The organism is Paenibacillus sp. FSL K6-0108, assembly GCF_045040695.1.
In the GTDB taxonomy this organism is placed as follows: Bacteria; Bacillota; Bacilli; order Paenibacillales; family Paenibacillaceae; genus Paenibacillus; species Paenibacillus pabuli_B.
This window is the reverse complement of sequence record NZ_CP150288.1, coordinates 7,063,675-7,078,813: the sequence shown is the minus strand read 5'-3', so window position 1 is coordinate 7,078,813 and position 15,139 is coordinate 7,063,675. Positions and strand designations below refer to the sequence as shown.

Genomic DNA, 15,139 nt, shown 5'->3' with positions numbered 1-15,139 from the left:
CCAATGACTGAACAGAAGAAGGATTCGCTGAAAAAGCCGTTGTCACGGCGTGAAATGTTGAAGTTGACCGGCGTAGCCGGATTGGGTCTGCTCTTGGGCGGAGGCGGTGCCAGCGGTCTGATGGCGCTGGGCCGCAAAAGCAGTCCGGGGGCGTTGGATGTGAATGTGAACACGCGGGACAAAGGACTGCCCTTCTATGGTAAGCACCAATCGGGCATTGTTACACCGGCTCAGGATTTTATCTGCTTTGCCGCCTTTGATGTGACGGCGGGAAGTGCAGATGATCTTCGCCGTCTGTTCAAGAACTGGACAGCGGCTGCCGCTGCCATGGCCGCCGGAGAGATGATTGGCGAACATAATGCCACGCTGAATACGCCGCCTACTGATACGGGTGAAGCGGCAGGCCTGACACCGTCACGGACCACGTTGACGTTTGGTGTGGGGCCCTCTTTGTTTGACGGGCGCTTCGGGCTGCAGGGCCGGAAGCCCAAGGGCCTGCGCGATCTGCCGGCATTCACCGGAGATGCGCTGGACCCGCAGTGGTGTGGTGGCGACCTATGCGTGCAAGTCTGCGCAGACGATATGCAGGTCGCCTTCCATGCTATTCGCAATCTCGCGCGCATCGCACGCGGGCATGCGGTATTGCGCTGGACGCAGGAAGGCTTCCAGCGCACAGGCCGAGCTGACCCTGCCGGTGGAACACCGCGCAACTTGCTCGGCTTCAAGGATGGCACCGGCAATCCGGATACCACGGATGCGGTGCTGATGGACCAGACCGTCTGGGTGCAGCCTGCTGACGGTCCGGGGTGGATGGCCGGCGGCAGCTATATGGCCGTCCGCCGGGTTCGCATGCGTGTGGAGGTGTGGGACCGCTCCACACTGAAGGATCAGGAGGCGACGTTTGGACGCCACCGGGACAGCGGAGCGCCGCTCGGCAGCCGCGGCGAGTTCGATCCGGTAGATCTGAAGGCCAAGTCCGCTGATGGGCAGCCTGTCATTCCGGCAACGTCACATCTGCGTCTCGCCAAGGGGGACGGCAGTCAGCAGATTTTACGCCGCTCCTACTCGTATTCGAGTGGACTTGATGCCAAGACCGGACAGTTGGATGCAGGTTTGCTGTTCATTAGCTATCAACGGGACATGGAGAAGCAGTTTATACCGATTCAGGAACGACTGGCAAAGAACGACAAGCTGAATGAATATACCGTGCACACGGGCAGTGCTGTATTTGCCTGTTTCCCCGGAATTACGAATGGCGGATATATTGGGGACACCTTAATTTAATAAATAGTTATATAGATTGAACTAAACATTTACACGAGAACGTAGAGGACAGAAATAACCTGAAGAAGCGGAGCTAAAAGCTTTCTGAAAGAAAGCTGCATCGGAAGCATTCACCTCGCCTTTATCCCTGGATTTTACCTTCTGAAAAGGATATCAAAAAAATCTGGGGATAACAGCGATCGGAAGGTTGTTCTGTCATCGGAGTGGCAAGTGTAAATAATCTTTAGTTCAATCTATATAGACGACAATGAACGGTTTCAGAGGAATGGAGAGGATGACAATGATGGGCAGGATCGCAGATCGGAAGGCGCAGAAGCAACGGCTGTACAAAGGAAGGTTGATGCGCTCCTTGCTGATGCTGCTGGTGTTCCTGATGGTGGGGTCCGGGGTGATTCGTTTGCCGGGCATGGCACATGCTTCTGGTGAAGGGCTCCAAAATAATGAGCAGTCTGTGCAAAAACAACTGGATAGTCTATTGCCACCTGTGGGGAGTGCCTTGGTTGAAGCGGGACAGGGCAAGTTGGAAGAAGCCACGGAGGACGTCGCCGAATTCCGGCAACTGTGGGATGATGCCAGCACATTCGTGCCGGAGCAGAACGCAGATCAGGTGGCGACAGCCGTAAGTAGTGTAGGTGATGCCTTATCCAAAGCAGAACAGGCGCTGTCTGGCCATGATTCTGATGCTGCCAAGAAAGCACTGGCCGATCTGGCCCGTGCGACTAATCAGTATATTGAGGCATTTCAGGGTGCGGAAGAGAGCAGCGACGCAGGTCGTAAAGCGGCTGGAAAGCTATTGCCGGACGCTCGTAAAAGCTTGAGTGCAATGGAACAGGGGGATTGGACCCAGGCAGAACTTGCCTATAAACGGATTGTTACAGCCTGGAAAGGCACCGAAGCTCCGATCCGTCAGGATCATTTTGGCGTATACAGCCAGCTGGAGAAAGACATCAGCCTGGTTCGCATTGCAATGCAAGCCGAACCTCGCAAGGAAGAACAGGCGACACAGCGTATGCAGGACCTGGTCACATTACTCACAGACTACAGTGCAGGGACGCTCAAGGAAGGGGAAGTTGAGGATGTAGCAGCATCTTCAGGTGCTTCTTCATTATCCGACCTGCTGAAATTGTTGGAGCAAATACAGCAGCAGATTCAAGCAGGGGATACCACTTCGGCCGCAACGGGATTGGAGCAGTTCATCGTGGCTTGGCCTTTGGTTGAAGGTCAGGTGCAGATATCATCTCCCGCTTCATATACGGCCATTGAGAATGAAATGGCGGAAGCATCCGGATATGTCGTCTCCAATCCACCAAATACAGCGAAGGCAGCAGAGGTTGTATCCCGCATGATCGATCGTCTGGAGCCGTTAACGGCCACCACCTCATACACGGCATGGGATGCAGCCTTGATTTTGCTTCGCGAAGGCTTGGAAGCCATTCTGGTCCTGTCTGCATTGCTGGCTTATGCCAAGAAGAGTGGAGAGACTGCGGCCCGGCGCTGGATCTGGGCGGGAGCCGGTAGTGGTCTGCTGCTCAGCGCGGCGCTGGCCGTTGTACTGTCACTGACCCTGGCAGTGGCATCGTCAGGCAGCACACGTGAGATGATTGAGGGGTATACGGGGTTAGCTGCCGTTGTACTGATGTTGACGGTCGGACAATGGATGCATAGCAAATCGAATACCCGCTCCTGGAATAGCTATGTACAGCGACAAGTGGGAGGTGCACTGGCCCGGGGAAGTCTGTGGTCACTCTTCGCTGTGGCGGGCCTCGCCATCTTGCGTGAAGGTGCGGAGACTGCGATCTTTTATATCGGCATGGCGCCTGCAATTGAGACCTCGCAGATGTTAATCGGTATGGGGGGAGCGCTGCTCATCCTGATTATATTAGCTGTGGCGATCATTCAGTTCAGTGTACGCCTGCCTGTACGTTGGTTTTTCCTGACCGCTACGCTGCTGATTTATTATCTGGTATTCCGTTTCCTTGGAGAGAGCATACACTCCCTTCAAGTCTCGGCAACCCTTGGGGCTCATGTCGCACCGAATCTACCGACGATTGGCTGGCTTGGCATGTATCCGACATGGGAGACGTTTATCCCACAACTCGTTGTGCTGATCTTTATGATCTTCAATCTGATTCGTACAGAGGTACGTTCAGCCAAAGGAGCATCCAAGGCATCTGTTTAGCACGGAGTTACGAATTCTGGTTAAAGGGGCGTCCTGTTCGCATCATATAGTGACTTCCATCATTAAAGGGTATCTATAAGCCCCTATTTAAAAAACCGTATCCTTCACGATTTATTCTGCGTGAAAGATACGGCTTTTCATTTTTTTAGAGGTCTATGAGCTATGAGATAGGTTAAACAGTCTGCGGATTGACCCCCATTAGTGTGGGTGTGGACTCCCGTATGATCGGTTTGGTTACGATATGCGAGATCTGATAAGGCTGTGACGGGTTGTCAATCCGGGACAACAGCATCTCCGCAGCTTTGATGCCCATCTCGTTGCTATAAATATGAACAGTCGTTAATGCAGGCTCAATAATTCTGGACTCAGGCGCGTTATCGAATCCGCAGATGACAATATCCTGCGGTACAGTAACATTCCTCGCTCGCAATGCTCTGATCAGATCGACTGCGATAAAGTCATTGGCACATACATACGCATCAGGCAGCGACTTCAACTCTGCCACTCGCTCGTTGATCCAGCCAGGTTTTGAAAAGAACAGGCGGTCATCATCCACAATACATTCGGATAGATCGACCTGCAGCCCCGCTTCCAGCATGGCCCGCTGATATCCTACCCAACGTTCATTGAAGCTTTTGCAATGATTGTAATCCCCAGCAAATCCAATATGGTTGCAGCCGCTCTCAATTAATTTTCTGGTTAACTGATACGTGCTGTGCTCGTTCTCCATGAGCAGCAAATCTGCATGAAATTCCGGATAACAGATGTCGGAAGCGCAATCAATGAAGATCGTGGGAATCCCGAGATCGGTAATAAGCTGAGTATATTTGAGATTGAACAATTCAATGCAGATGATACCGTCCACGTTGGACATATCAAAATTGTTGGGAAGTGTAAGTGAATCCTGATCAACCTCTCGAACGATATGGATGGAGAGGTTGTACCCCTCTGCACTGATTCTTTTCTCCAAACCGCTGATTAACATCGAACCAAAGTGGGATGTATTGGGCAGGTTTTCCGTTAACAGGGCGATATTGCTTGGAGCTTTGGTTAGAACATGCTCATTTTCCATATAGGCAAACTGTTTATATTTAAGTTCAATTGCTTTTTTAATGACACGATTACGTGTCTCATCCGGGATATTTCCGCTATCATTCAAGGCTTTGGAAGCGGTATTCCGGGAGATGCCCAAAGCATCCGCGATGTCCTGTATCGTGACTTTTTCTTTTGCCATCTAGTGCTTCACCTCTAATGATCAATAGTCGTCCATAGTATTATCTTAGTCAAATGTATAATAGATCGGAACAAATAGCAATCTCAATTTTACATATGCACAATTTAGTTTACATTTTTGAGTCGTTTTCTGCACCCTTAATAGGTATTCGGAAATTCCGTTACAAGTGATGACCATTGCGAGATACCCTATTATCTATACAAACAAAGGCAAATTAAAGGGTTGTGAATAAACGTTTTATACGCAATTCTATGCAATCACAGATCTGAAAAACACACAAAGTGTTACCAAATGCACAATTATTTTTTACATAATGTATTGACTAATGCCTAGATTACCTGCTAAATTGTAAATTATTAAATGAGCAATTGTAAATATTGAAAGCCCTTACTACAAACAATTGTCAACTTCAGGAATGAACGGAGGTCATGTGTTGGATAACACGGTGAATACCAAAAAGGGTACAGGAAGGGCGTTGAAAGAGAGGACATCAACCAGTCACAAGATGCAGCAGTTCAAAAAGAATTATTTTTTGTACTTGTTACTCGCACCAGCTCTGATCCTGACCCTTATCTTCAAATACATCCCGATGTACGGAGCGATTATTGCATTTAAGGATTTTAGTCCGATTAAAGGCATCATGGGCAGCGAGTGGGTAGGCTTGAAGCATTTTGAGAAGTTTTTGGCTTCACCCAATTTTGATGTCATTTTTATGAATACGCTTAAACTCAGCTTTTTTGGATTGATATTCAGCTTTCCGGTACCGATCCTGCTTGCTCTCATGCTCAATCAGGTACGTAAAGCCGGAGTGAAGAAAAATATTCAATTGTTTCTGTATGCCCCCAACTTCATCTCGGTTGTTGTCGTTGTGGGTATGCTGTTCATCTTTCTATCGCCGACAGGGCCGATTAACCAATTCGCCACGTGGATTACCGGTCAGCCAATCATGTTCATGTCGGAGCCGGAATATTTCCGCTGGATATACATTTTGTCGGATATCTGGACTGGAGCGGGCTGGGCTTCCATCATCTATGTCGCGGCTTTGGCCAATGTCGATCCGGAACTGCACAATGCAGCCAACCTGGATGGAGCGAATCTCATTCAGCGTATTCGCCACATCGATCTTCCGACGATCCGACCGATTATGGCCATCGTATTTATTCTTGCTGCTGGCGGGATCATGTCGATTGGATTTGAGAAGGCCTACCTAATGCAGACGTCCATGAACCTGCCTTCCTCCGAAATCATTGCCACGTATGTGTACAAGGTGGGTTTACAGTCCGGGGATTACGCATACTCTGCCGCGGTAGGATTGTTCAACTCGGTCATCAATGTCATTTTGCTGGTTACGGTGAATCTGATTGTGAAGAAATTGAATGAAGGCGAAGGCCTCTATTAGGAAAGGAGAGTCATCCATGGTAGTCAAACATACGGGGCTGGATCGTCTGATCCTCACACTGAACGCCATCTTTCTCACCTGTGCTGTATTGGTGGTGGTTGTCCCCTTGATTTACATCGTTGTGGCCTCATTCATGGACCCGACGGTGCTGCTGAACCGCGGACTATCCTTCAATGTATCCGACTGGAGTCTGGATGGATATCAGATGATTTTGTCCAATCCGGCCATGATTCGAGGGTTTGCGAATGCGGTGCTGTACTCGGTTTCCTTTGCACTTGTGACGGTGACCGTCTCCATATTTGCAGGGTATGCCTTGTCTGATGAAAGGCTGGCAGGGCGAGGATTCTTCATGATTATTTTTATCATTACGATGTTCTTTGGTGGCGGTTTGATCCCTACCTATTTGCTTGTTCGTAATCTCGGCATGCTGGACACGGTGTGGGCTATTATCATCCCTGGCGCAGTCAACGTCTGGAACATCATTCTCTCCAGAACCTTTTTCAAAGGTGTACCGCGAGAACTGAAAGAAGCCGCTAATGTGGATGGTGCCTCCGAGATGAAGATTTTCTTCCAGATCGTCATTCCGCTATCAAAACCCATCATTTTTGTACTTGCATTGTACGCGTTTGTAGGGCAGTGGAATTCCTATTTTGACGCCATGATCTATCTGGATAATCCGAACCTTCACCCTTTACAGCTCGTTTTGCGTTCCATTCTGATTCAGAACCAGGCTGCTCCGGGCATGATCAGTGATCAGCTTGCGATGGCGGAGCTGAAACGTCTCTCGGAAATGATCAAATATTCAGCCATTGTCATTTCGAGTCTGCCACTTATCATCATGTATCCGTTCTTTCAGAAGTATTTCGAAAAAGGTGTCATGGTAGGTTCACTCAAATAGTGAGCAGCCTGAGATACAGCACGTTTGACCCACTATAAATGGAAAAGTTTGACCCAACACAATCCACGGAGGTCATGATCATGAAAAAAGTGAAAAAGTCCAGAAAAGCCGTTACAACGGCATCCATCTCCATGTTGTCAGCCATGCTCCTGCTCTCAGCGTGTGGCGGGGGAGGAGGCGGTGCTGCAAGTGAAGCCCAGTCACCTGATGGCAAAGTGACATTGAATTTTATAACACAAAGTTCTCCGCTGGCCCCTGCTGACCCGAACGAGAAACTGATTAACAAGAGACTCGAAGAGAAAACCAACGTGCATATCAACTGGAAGAACTATACGAGTGATGTGTTTGCAGAAAAAAGAAACTTGGCGGTAGCCAGCGGTGATTTGCCGGATGCCATTTTTGACGCAGGTTATGGGGATTATGATCTCCTGAAACTGGCGAAGGATGGAGCCATCATTCCACTGGAGGACATGATTGAGCAGTACATGCCGAACCTGCAAAAGGTGTTGGAGGAAGCTCCTGAATACAAGAGCATGATTACGGCTCCAGACGGACATATTTATTCCTTTCCCTGGATTGAGGAGCTCGGAAGTGGCAAGCAGCGCATACAGGCGGTTGATGACTTGCCTTGGATCAACGTGGAGTGGCTGAACAAGCTTGGACTGAAGATGCCAACAACAACCGAAGAACTGAAACAAGTGCTGATTGCGTTCAAAACCCAGGACCCAAACGGCAATGGCAAGGCTGACGAAATTCCATTGTCCTTCATTAACAAGCCGGGTGGAGAAGATCTGACATTTCTATTTGCAGCTTTTGGACTCGGGGAGAACTGGGACCACACTGTGGTGACCAACGATGGAAAAGTGGTCTTCACGGCAGCGGATGAAGGATACAAGGAAGCGGTCAAATACATTCACGAACTGGTTCAGGAAGGTCTTGTGGATGTGGAAGCCTATCAGCAGGATTGGAATACGTATCTGGCCAAAGGCAAAGACAACAAGTATGGCATGTACTTCACTTGGGATAAGGCCAACATTACAGGAATGAATGATACCTATGATATTCTGCCTCCGGTTGCCGGGCCTAATGGAGAGATTAATGTCGCACGTACAAACGGTATCGGTCTAGACCGGGGACGAATGGTTGTTACGAGCAGCAACAAAAATCTGGAATCCACAGCGAAGTGGGTGGACCAATTGTACGATCCGCTCCAATCGGTGCAGAACAACTGGGGTACTTATGGCGATGAAACACAGCAGAATATTTTTGAATTCGATGAAGCCAAAGGCATGCTGAAGCATCTTCCGTTGGAAGGCGCTGCACCTGTCGAGCTCAGACAGAAAACGAGCATTGCAGGACCGCTGGCCATTCTCGACAGTTACTATGACAAATACACAACCAAACCGGAAGATGCTGCATGGCGTATGGCACTGCTTGATAAATATATGGTTCCACACATGAAAGCAGAAAACGTCTATCCAAGTGTATTCTTCTCGATCGATGAACTCGACCGCCTCTCCACCATTGAGACTGATCTGTTCGCCTATGTGCTGCGTATGCGTACGGAATGGTATCAGAACGGGAAGATCGATCAGGAGTGGGATGCTTATCTGAAAGAGCTGGATCGTCTTGGACTGCAAGAATGGCTTCAGATTAAACAAGCAGGATATGACCGCAATACCAAATAAAACAAACTGAATGAGGGGACTCTGCACTGCACGGCAGCAAGTTGCCCGAGAAAAGGAGTGAGTCTCCCCCATCATCAGTTTGATTCAAAGGAGTAAATCAAAATGTCTACCATTTCAACAACCGATTACCGGGGCGTCTATCACTTCTCACCCAAGAAAAATTGGATGAATGACCCTAATGGCATGGTATTTTTCAAAGGGGAGTATCACTTGTTCTATCAACATCATCCGTTTGGCACAACATGGGGACCAATGCATTGGGGACACGCATTGACCAAGGATCTGGTTACCTGGGAAGAACTCCCTGTGGCATTGGCGCCGGATGAACATGGCACGATATTCTCCGGCAGTGCTGTGGTGGACTGGAACAATACGTCCGGATTCTTTGACGATGAGCCAGGGCTTGTGGCCATATTCACCCATCATCAGGAGGTGCCAAACGATCATCCTATTCAGCGGCAGAGCCTCGCGTATAGCAAGGATAGCGGAAGAACATGGACGAAATATGAGGGCAATCCGGTACTGGAACATGAGTCATTCGTAGATTTCCGTGATCCCAAAGTGTTCTGGCATGAGCAGACCAAGGAATGGATTATGATTATCGCTAGTGGTCAAACGGTGTGTCTGTACCATTCTCCCGATCTGAAGGATTGGACATTGGGCAGTGAATTCGGTGCCGGGATCGGTTCGCATGATGGCGTCTGGGAGTGTCCTGATCTGTTCCCGCTAGCCGTGGATGGAGATGCGAGCCAGGAGAAATGGGTGATGCTCGTCAGCATTGGTGCAGATCCGGCCTTCAAGGAAGGCTCCAGAACGCAATACTTTACTGGAGATTTTAATGGGGTCACATTTGTTCCTGATAAAGCTTCCCATACCATACGCTGGCTTGATCATGGTCGGGATAACTACGCAGGGGTCAGTTGGTCTGACATTCCGGCAGAAGACGGCAGACGCCTGTTTATGGGATGGATGAGCAACTGGATGTATGCCAATCAGACACCAACCGAAGGATACCGCGGCGCGATGACCATTGCGAGAGAGCTGACATTGGAGACAAGGGACGGAGAAATCCTGCTAGTTCAGCGTCCTGCGCGGGAGCTGGAGCAAGCCCGGACGCCGGTACTGTCCTTACAGGATGCATCCATCAGCCAGGTGAGTGAGCAGTTGAACACCTTACGCCTTGTAAACTATGAGATTCATGCGGAATGGGCTTCTGATCAATCTGTTCAATTTGCATTACGAACTGGCGCGGACAACGAAACGCTCGTCGGTGTGGACGTTAGCCGGAATGAAGTGTACGTCGATCGAAGTCGATCAGGTATCAGCAGTTTCCATGAACATTTCCTAGGTCGCCACGGAGCTGAATTGAAAGCGGCGGATGGCAACCAACATCTGCGTATCTTTGTGGATTGCTCATCCGTAGAGGTATTTGCCAATGATGGGCAGGCGGTTATTACCGATCTGATCTATCCGGATGCGGGTGCTAATGGAATCTCTGCTCAGTCCGAAAATAAGCATTTGGTATTTTCCTCGTTCCATATCTACGAGCTATCTCCTGTCCAAGCTGAAGGCCAATCGGAATGAGCGCAAGGGGGACAGTCAGATGCGTATAGGAGCCGTGGAAGCGGGTGGAACGAAGTTTGTATGTGGTATAGGCAACGAGCAAGGGAAAATTGAAGATTGGTGCAGCTTTCCAACAGAACATCCAGAGACAACACTGGCGAAGGTCATCGACTATTTCAGGGACAAAGGATTGGCGGCGATCGGGATTGGCTCCTTTGGTCCGATTGATCTGCAACCGGATAGTCCGACCTATGGTTACATTACGACAACACCCAAGCCAGGGTGGAAAAACTGTAATGTTATTGGAACATTGAAACGTGAATTCCCGATTCCCTTCGGATGGGATACGGATGTGAATGCAGCAGCCCTTGGAGAAGTCACTTGGGGAGCAGCGCAAGGGCTGGAAAACTGTGTGTATTATACGATCGGCACAGGTGTGGGGATTGGACTTGTGGCAGGAGGCCAACGTGTGCATGGATTGTTGCATCCAGAGGGTGGACACATCCGCACGAGACGACATCCGGATGATCATTTTGCGGGATTATGTCCGTATCATGGCGATTGCCTGGAAGGGATGGCTGCGGGACCAGCCATTCAGGCCCGCTGGCAGAGACCGGGCAGCGAGCTGTCGGCAGACCACCCGGCATGGGAGATTGAATCCTTTTACATTGCGGAGTCCATCACAACGGCCATTCTGCTTCATTCCCCGCAAAAGGTCATCTTGGGCGGAGGGGTGATGCAGCAAAGTCATCTATTCCCCATGATCCGGGATCAGGTTGTGCGGAATCTGAATGGTTATGTGAATGCAGCCCCAATAACGCAGCATATCGACCAATATATTGTCCAGCCTGGATTGGGCCAGCACGCAGGGCTATGCGGTGCCCTCGCATTGGGTTTAGAAGCATTGCAGCATGAAACATATGCTTTATAGTATTTGATATTTATGGACGTCCCAGAGGGACGGATGCATGTTCACTTATTTTGCTAAGAGACTGCACCGTCCTTTGTGGGATTTTTTGTCTCATCTACTATTACGAAAAGAGGGAATGCTCATGAAATTCATCTTCCGATCTATCGGTTGTGTTCTATTATCATGTGTCCTTGGATCTTCTTCTGTTGGAGCATACTCCACAGCATCTGTTAAGGAGACAAATGCCTCGCAAAGGATAGAGCAGACCTCCAAGGAATCAGCAAAACAGGGGGAGACGGTTCAAATGTTAACCAAAGTGTCTAAGGCAATAACGAATTTGTCAGATTGGACATTGCAAGGTAGAGGCAATCTGGAAGATACGGATGAAGGACTTCGTCTGACTTCGGACGCCGGGGAGAATGTGATGGCCATATCGGCCACACGAGCCGATAATTTTATCTATGAAGCTGATTTGATGATTCAGGATATGAAAGCGGATACGAGTCTTATTTTTCGATCCAATGATACAGGCTGGGCTTCATATATGCTGCAGGTGGTTCCCCATGCTGGTGTGATACGTCTAAGAGATGCCAGTGGACAGCCGGGAACGTTAAATGTGGAACATAAAGCAAACCTGGAATCTGGAGGCATCTATCATCTGAAAGTCAAAGCGGACGGGGAGCGCCTTCAGGTCTATTGGGATAATCGGTATGACCCGGTGATTGATGTGAAGGACAGTGCGTACTCGACAGGAGAATTGGGGCTTCATGTGTGGGATGGGTCGGCTTTGTTCCAGAATGTGCAGGTTAGCATCATGAATGGCAACATGGGCCAACCGATTAGCAGCACAGGCGAATGGCAGCCCGATTTGAAAGGATATAAAGGGAAAGCAAACGTGCAGGGGAAAGGAAGGGTCATTTACAAGAAAGCGGCATCTGATTTTGTATATGAAGGGAATATATCTCTAGCTAATACCAGTACCTCAGCAGCGCTGTTATTCAGGGCAAATGCAGATGGAACGAAGGGATATGAAGCAGCCCTGATTCGGGAAGGAGAAGAAGTTCGGGTACAACTTCGAAAAGCGGACGGTACTGTGCTCGCCAGCTCAAATCGCAAGGTTCCAAGTCAACCGGGAGCAAGGCACCACATTGAAGTTGTCGCCTCGGGCAGCTTGATTCAGGTCTATGTGGATGGGTACACGCCTGCGGCTGTTGAGGTCACAGATAAAAGCTACGCGAATGGAAATGCTGGACTTGTCGTTCAACAAGGCATGGCTTATTTTCAGGATATCTATGTGACGGAAGAGTCGGTGTATTACAAGGAAAATTATCGTCCCCAATACCACTATTCTCCGATTCGGGGATCGGCAAGTGATCCAAACGGGCTGGTCTATTACGAAGGAGAATATCATCTGTTTCATCAGGATGGAGGCACATGGGCTCATGCAGTCAGTTCTGATCTTATACATTGGAAGCGTTTACCTATTGCTTTGCCCTGGAATGATCAGGGCCATGTATGGTCGGGATCAGCAATTGCTGATCTGAATAATGCCTCCGGTCTGTTCACGGATTCGGGCGAAAAAGGTCTGATTGCGTACTACACTTCCTATCATCCAGATAAACCTGGTGGCAATCAGCGTATCGGCCTCGCCTATAGTACTGATCAAGGCCGGAATTGGCAATACGCCAAAGATCGTCCGATTGTCATTGAGAATCCGGGCAAGAATGGTGATGATCCGGGAAGCTGGGATTTCCGTGATCCGAAGGTCGTCCGGGATGAAGATCACAACCGTTGGGTGATGGTGGTGTCCGGCGGGGATCACATCCGGTTCTTTACTTCAACCAATCTGCTCGATTGGACCTTAACCGATAACTTCGGATATGGCGATTATGTTCGAGGTGGTGTGTGGGAGTGTCCCGATCTGATTCAGCTGCCTGTAGATGGAACGGGTCAACGTAAGTGGGTGCTAATGATCAGTACAGGGGCCAATCCGAAGACCCAAGGGTCAGATGCGGAATATTTTGTAGGCCAGCTAACCGCTGATGGGAAATTCCTGAACGATCATCCGGCTGGGCAAGTGTTGAGAACGGACTTCGGTAAGGAGTTCTACGCATCGATGTCCTTTGCGAATATGCCGGATCAGCGGAAAGTCATGCTTGCATGGATGACGAACTGGGATTATCCGTTTGAATTCCCAACTTCCTCATGGAAAGGACAACTGACCATACCGAGAGAAGTCTCTCTTCGAACCACGGATGAAGGCGTACGTTTGGTGCAAACACCAATCACTGAACTCCAGACACTGCGGCATAACCTGTATAGTGCACAGCAAATGGTGGTGGGACCAAAAACAAAAAATCCGCTTGATGGCCTAACGGCAGGGGCGTATGAGATTGAAGCTGAAGTGGAAATTCCGGCTAATAGCTCTGTAACCGAGTTTGGTTTTCAACTGCGTCAGAGGGAGGAGCAGAAAACCACAGTGGGGTACAGAGTGGATAAGCAGAGCATGTCCGTGGATCGTACTGCTTCAGGTGATATGAGCTTCTCGGACTTATTTACCAAGGTCCACGAGGCCCCGTTAAAACCGGAAAATCGAAAGGTGAAGCTGCGCATATTTGTTGATGAATCCTCCGTTGAGGTCTTTGGTAATGATGGCAAGGTGGTCTTCTCGGATGTCATTTTTCCAGATCCGGCGGGAAGGGCAATGGCTTTTTATAGCCTTGGTGGGGAAGTGAAGGTGAGCTCCATGAAGGTGTACGCCTTGGATAACATTTGGAGAAAGAGCACTTCCTCCAAGTCTCAGGTTATTGCAGATATACAAAGAAGAACGGCGAATGTTGGGCAGACACAAACGCTGTACGCCACGGTGGAAGGCAGACCCGGAAAAGGCGTCACTCAAGCGTTGAAATGGAAGGTAAGCAATCCTAAAGTGGTGCAAATCATTCATTCGGATCAAACGAAAGCGACGGTTCGAGCTGTAGGTGGAGGCGAAGCAGTGGTAACGGTATCAACGGCAGACGGCAAAGCTTCTGCCCACATACCGATAACGGTATCCAGTGGCATATTCCATACCAACTTGTCCGGCTGGAAGTCGGATAAATCATCTGCCCAATGGCTTATTTCCAAACAAGGCATACAGGGCAACTATAGTGGAGATACACAATATATCGCACAGGAAACGGCAGGGGATTTTCAATATGATGCTGATCTGACGCTGGGAGCACAGGGTGGAGCAGGGTCTATTGTATTCCGTGCAAGTGAGGATGGACGAAGCGGCTACTATTTGAATATGGACCCAAACCTGAAGTCCATCCGACTATTTTATAAAGTGAATGGAAAAATCGAAAATCGACAGGTACTTGCTCAAATCCCGAGATTCGTTCGTAAAGATCATACGTATCACATCCGGATTCAGGCGAACGGTCCTCGAATTCAGGTTGATGTAGATGGTGAGCGAATTCTGGATCTTCAGGATGGAACGTTTGCCGAAGGACATTTTGGACTTCATGTGTTCGGTGGGAATGCGTCTTTCCAGAATGTGAATGCAATCCATAGGAAGAACGCAGAATTGGAGCAGGTGATGATTCATAACGCAGGACGTCCCGTTGCGTTGCAGGCTGTTCCATCTGAAGCAGGAGAAGTGATAAGAGTTGCCGACGAGGCAGAGAGTGCGAGTAAAGGCTTCAAATGGGTACTTGTACCGACAGGCGATGATTCCGGCTCTTACTCCATTCGAACCTTGAGTGGAATGTCTCTTGATTGGGATGTAGGACAGAATCGCATTCAGCTCTATTCGTATCTTGGTTATGCGAATCAACGCTGGAACATTTCAAAGAATGAGGACGGGACGATGCGCATTACAAGTTCTCATAACGGGAAAGCACTTGGCATATCCGAGGATGGGGCTGAGCTGGTAATGGATGAGTATCGTCAAGAGAATGAGTATCAAAAGTGGGTTATTAAGCAACAATAATAGAGAAAAGG

Annotated in this window: 9 protein-coding genes; 8 read left to right on the top strand and 1 reads right to left on the bottom strand. The window is 49.1% G+C overall.

The window, feature by feature from the left end; translation table 11 throughout:
• Positions 1-3: 3 nt before the first annotated feature.
• Together efeB and MHB49_RS32085 are read left to right on the top strand one after the other, a co-directional pair.
• Positions 4-1,284, top strand: a complete 1,281-nt coding sequence (gene efeB, locus MHB49_RS32090; protein ID WP_405154283.1) for an iron uptake transporter deferrochelatase/peroxidase subunit — start codon at positions 4-6, stop codon at positions 1,282-1,284.
• Positions 1,285-1,690: 406 nt separating this feature from the next.
• Complete coding sequence (locus tag MHB49_RS32085; RefSeq protein ID WP_405157288.1) at positions 1,691-3,463, top strand: FTR1 family protein; 1,773 nt, start codon at positions 1,691-1,693, stop codon at positions 3,461-3,463.
• A 172-nt stretch (positions 3,464-3,635) separates the two neighbouring features.
• Here MHB49_RS32085 and MHB49_RS32080 read toward each other — a convergent pair whose 3' ends face one another.
• Positions 3,636-4,697 (bottom strand): LacI family DNA-binding transcriptional regulator, encoded by a 1,062-nt coding sequence (locus tag MHB49_RS32080; RefSeq protein ID WP_405154282.1) that lies wholly within the window; start codon positions 4,695-4,697, stop codon positions 3,636-3,638.
• A gap of 505 nt (positions 4,698-5,202) precedes the next feature.
• Here MHB49_RS32080 and MHB49_RS32075 point away from each other — a divergent pair.
• The 6 genes from MHB49_RS32075 (at position 5,203) to MHB49_RS32050 (ending at position 15,128) form a co-directional block, all read left to right on the top strand.
• A complete protein-coding gene (locus MHB49_RS32075; RefSeq protein ID WP_247903336.1) occupies positions 5,203-6,096 on the top strand; it encodes a sugar ABC transporter permease in 894 nt (297 codons plus the stop codon).
• Between the two features lie 16 nt (positions 6,097-6,112).
• Positions 6,113-6,994, top strand: a complete 882-nt coding sequence (locus MHB49_RS32070) for a carbohydrate ABC transporter permease (RefSeq protein ID WP_062321441.1) — start codon at positions 6,113-6,115, stop codon at positions 6,992-6,994.
• A gap of 74 nt (positions 6,995-7,068) precedes the next feature.
• The gene (locus MHB49_RS32065) at positions 7,069-8,682 is read left to right on the top strand and encodes an ABC transporter substrate-binding protein (protein ID WP_405157287.1); all 1,614 of its coding nucleotides are present in this window, start codon (positions 7,069-7,071) and stop codon (positions 8,680-8,682) included.
• 102 nt (positions 8,683-8,784) lie between these two features.
• Positions 8,785-10,266, top strand: coding sequence for a glycoside hydrolase family 32 protein (locus tag MHB49_RS32060; RefSeq protein ID WP_405154281.1), 1,482 nt, complete (start codon positions 8,785-8,787; stop codon positions 10,264-10,266).
• Positions 10,267-10,285: 19 nt separating this feature from the next.
• Complete coding sequence (locus MHB49_RS32055) at positions 10,286-11,176, top strand: ROK family protein (RefSeq protein ID WP_405154280.1); 891 nt, start codon at positions 10,286-10,288, stop codon at positions 11,174-11,176.
• Positions 11,177-11,459: 283 nt separating this feature from the next.
• Positions 11,460-15,128 carry a GH32 C-terminal domain-containing protein gene (locus tag MHB49_RS32050; RefSeq protein ID WP_405154279.1) on the top strand — a complete coding sequence of 1,223 codons (3,669 nt, stop codon included), beginning with the start codon at positions 11,460-11,462 and terminating at the stop codon, positions 15,126-15,128.
• The last annotated feature ends 11 nt before the right edge of the window (positions 15,129-15,139 follow it).

Bases quoted from the DNA above. Each gene is read 5' to 3' on its own strand.
- MHB49_RS32085 (WP_405157288.1), top strand. From the start codon at position 1,691: ATGGCACATGCTTCTGGTGAAGGGCTCCAAAATAATGAGCAGTCTGTG.
- MHB49_RS32070 (WP_062321441.1), top strand. From the start codon at position 6,113: ATGGTAGTCAAACATACGGGGCTGGATCGTCTGATCCTCACACTGAAC.
- MHB49_RS32055 (WP_405154280.1), top strand. From the start codon at position 10,286: ATGCGTATAGGAGCCGTGGAAGCGGGTGGAACGAAGTTTGTATGTGGT.
- MHB49_RS32050 (WP_405154279.1), top strand. From the start codon at position 11,460: ATGTTAACCAAAGTGTCTAAGGCAATAACGAATTTGTCAGATTGGACA.
- MHB49_RS32080 (WP_405154282.1), bottom strand. From the start codon at position 4,697: ATGGCAAAAGAAAAAGTCACGATACAGGACATCGCGGATGCTTTGGGC.
- MHB49_RS32060 (WP_405154281.1), top strand. From the start codon at position 8,785: ATGTCTACCATTTCAACAACCGATTACCGGGGCGTCTATCACTTCTCA.
- MHB49_RS32075 (WP_247903336.1), top strand. From the start codon at position 5,203: ATGCAGCAGTTCAAAAAGAATTATTTTTTGTACTTGTTACTCGCACCA.
- MHB49_RS32065 (WP_405157287.1), top strand. From the start codon at position 7,069: ATGATCATGAAAAAAGTGAAAAAGTCCAGAAAAGCCGTTACAACGGCA.
- efeB (WP_405154283.1), top strand. From the start codon at position 4: ATGACTGAACAGAAGAAGGATTCGCTGAAAAAGCCGTTGTCACGGCGT.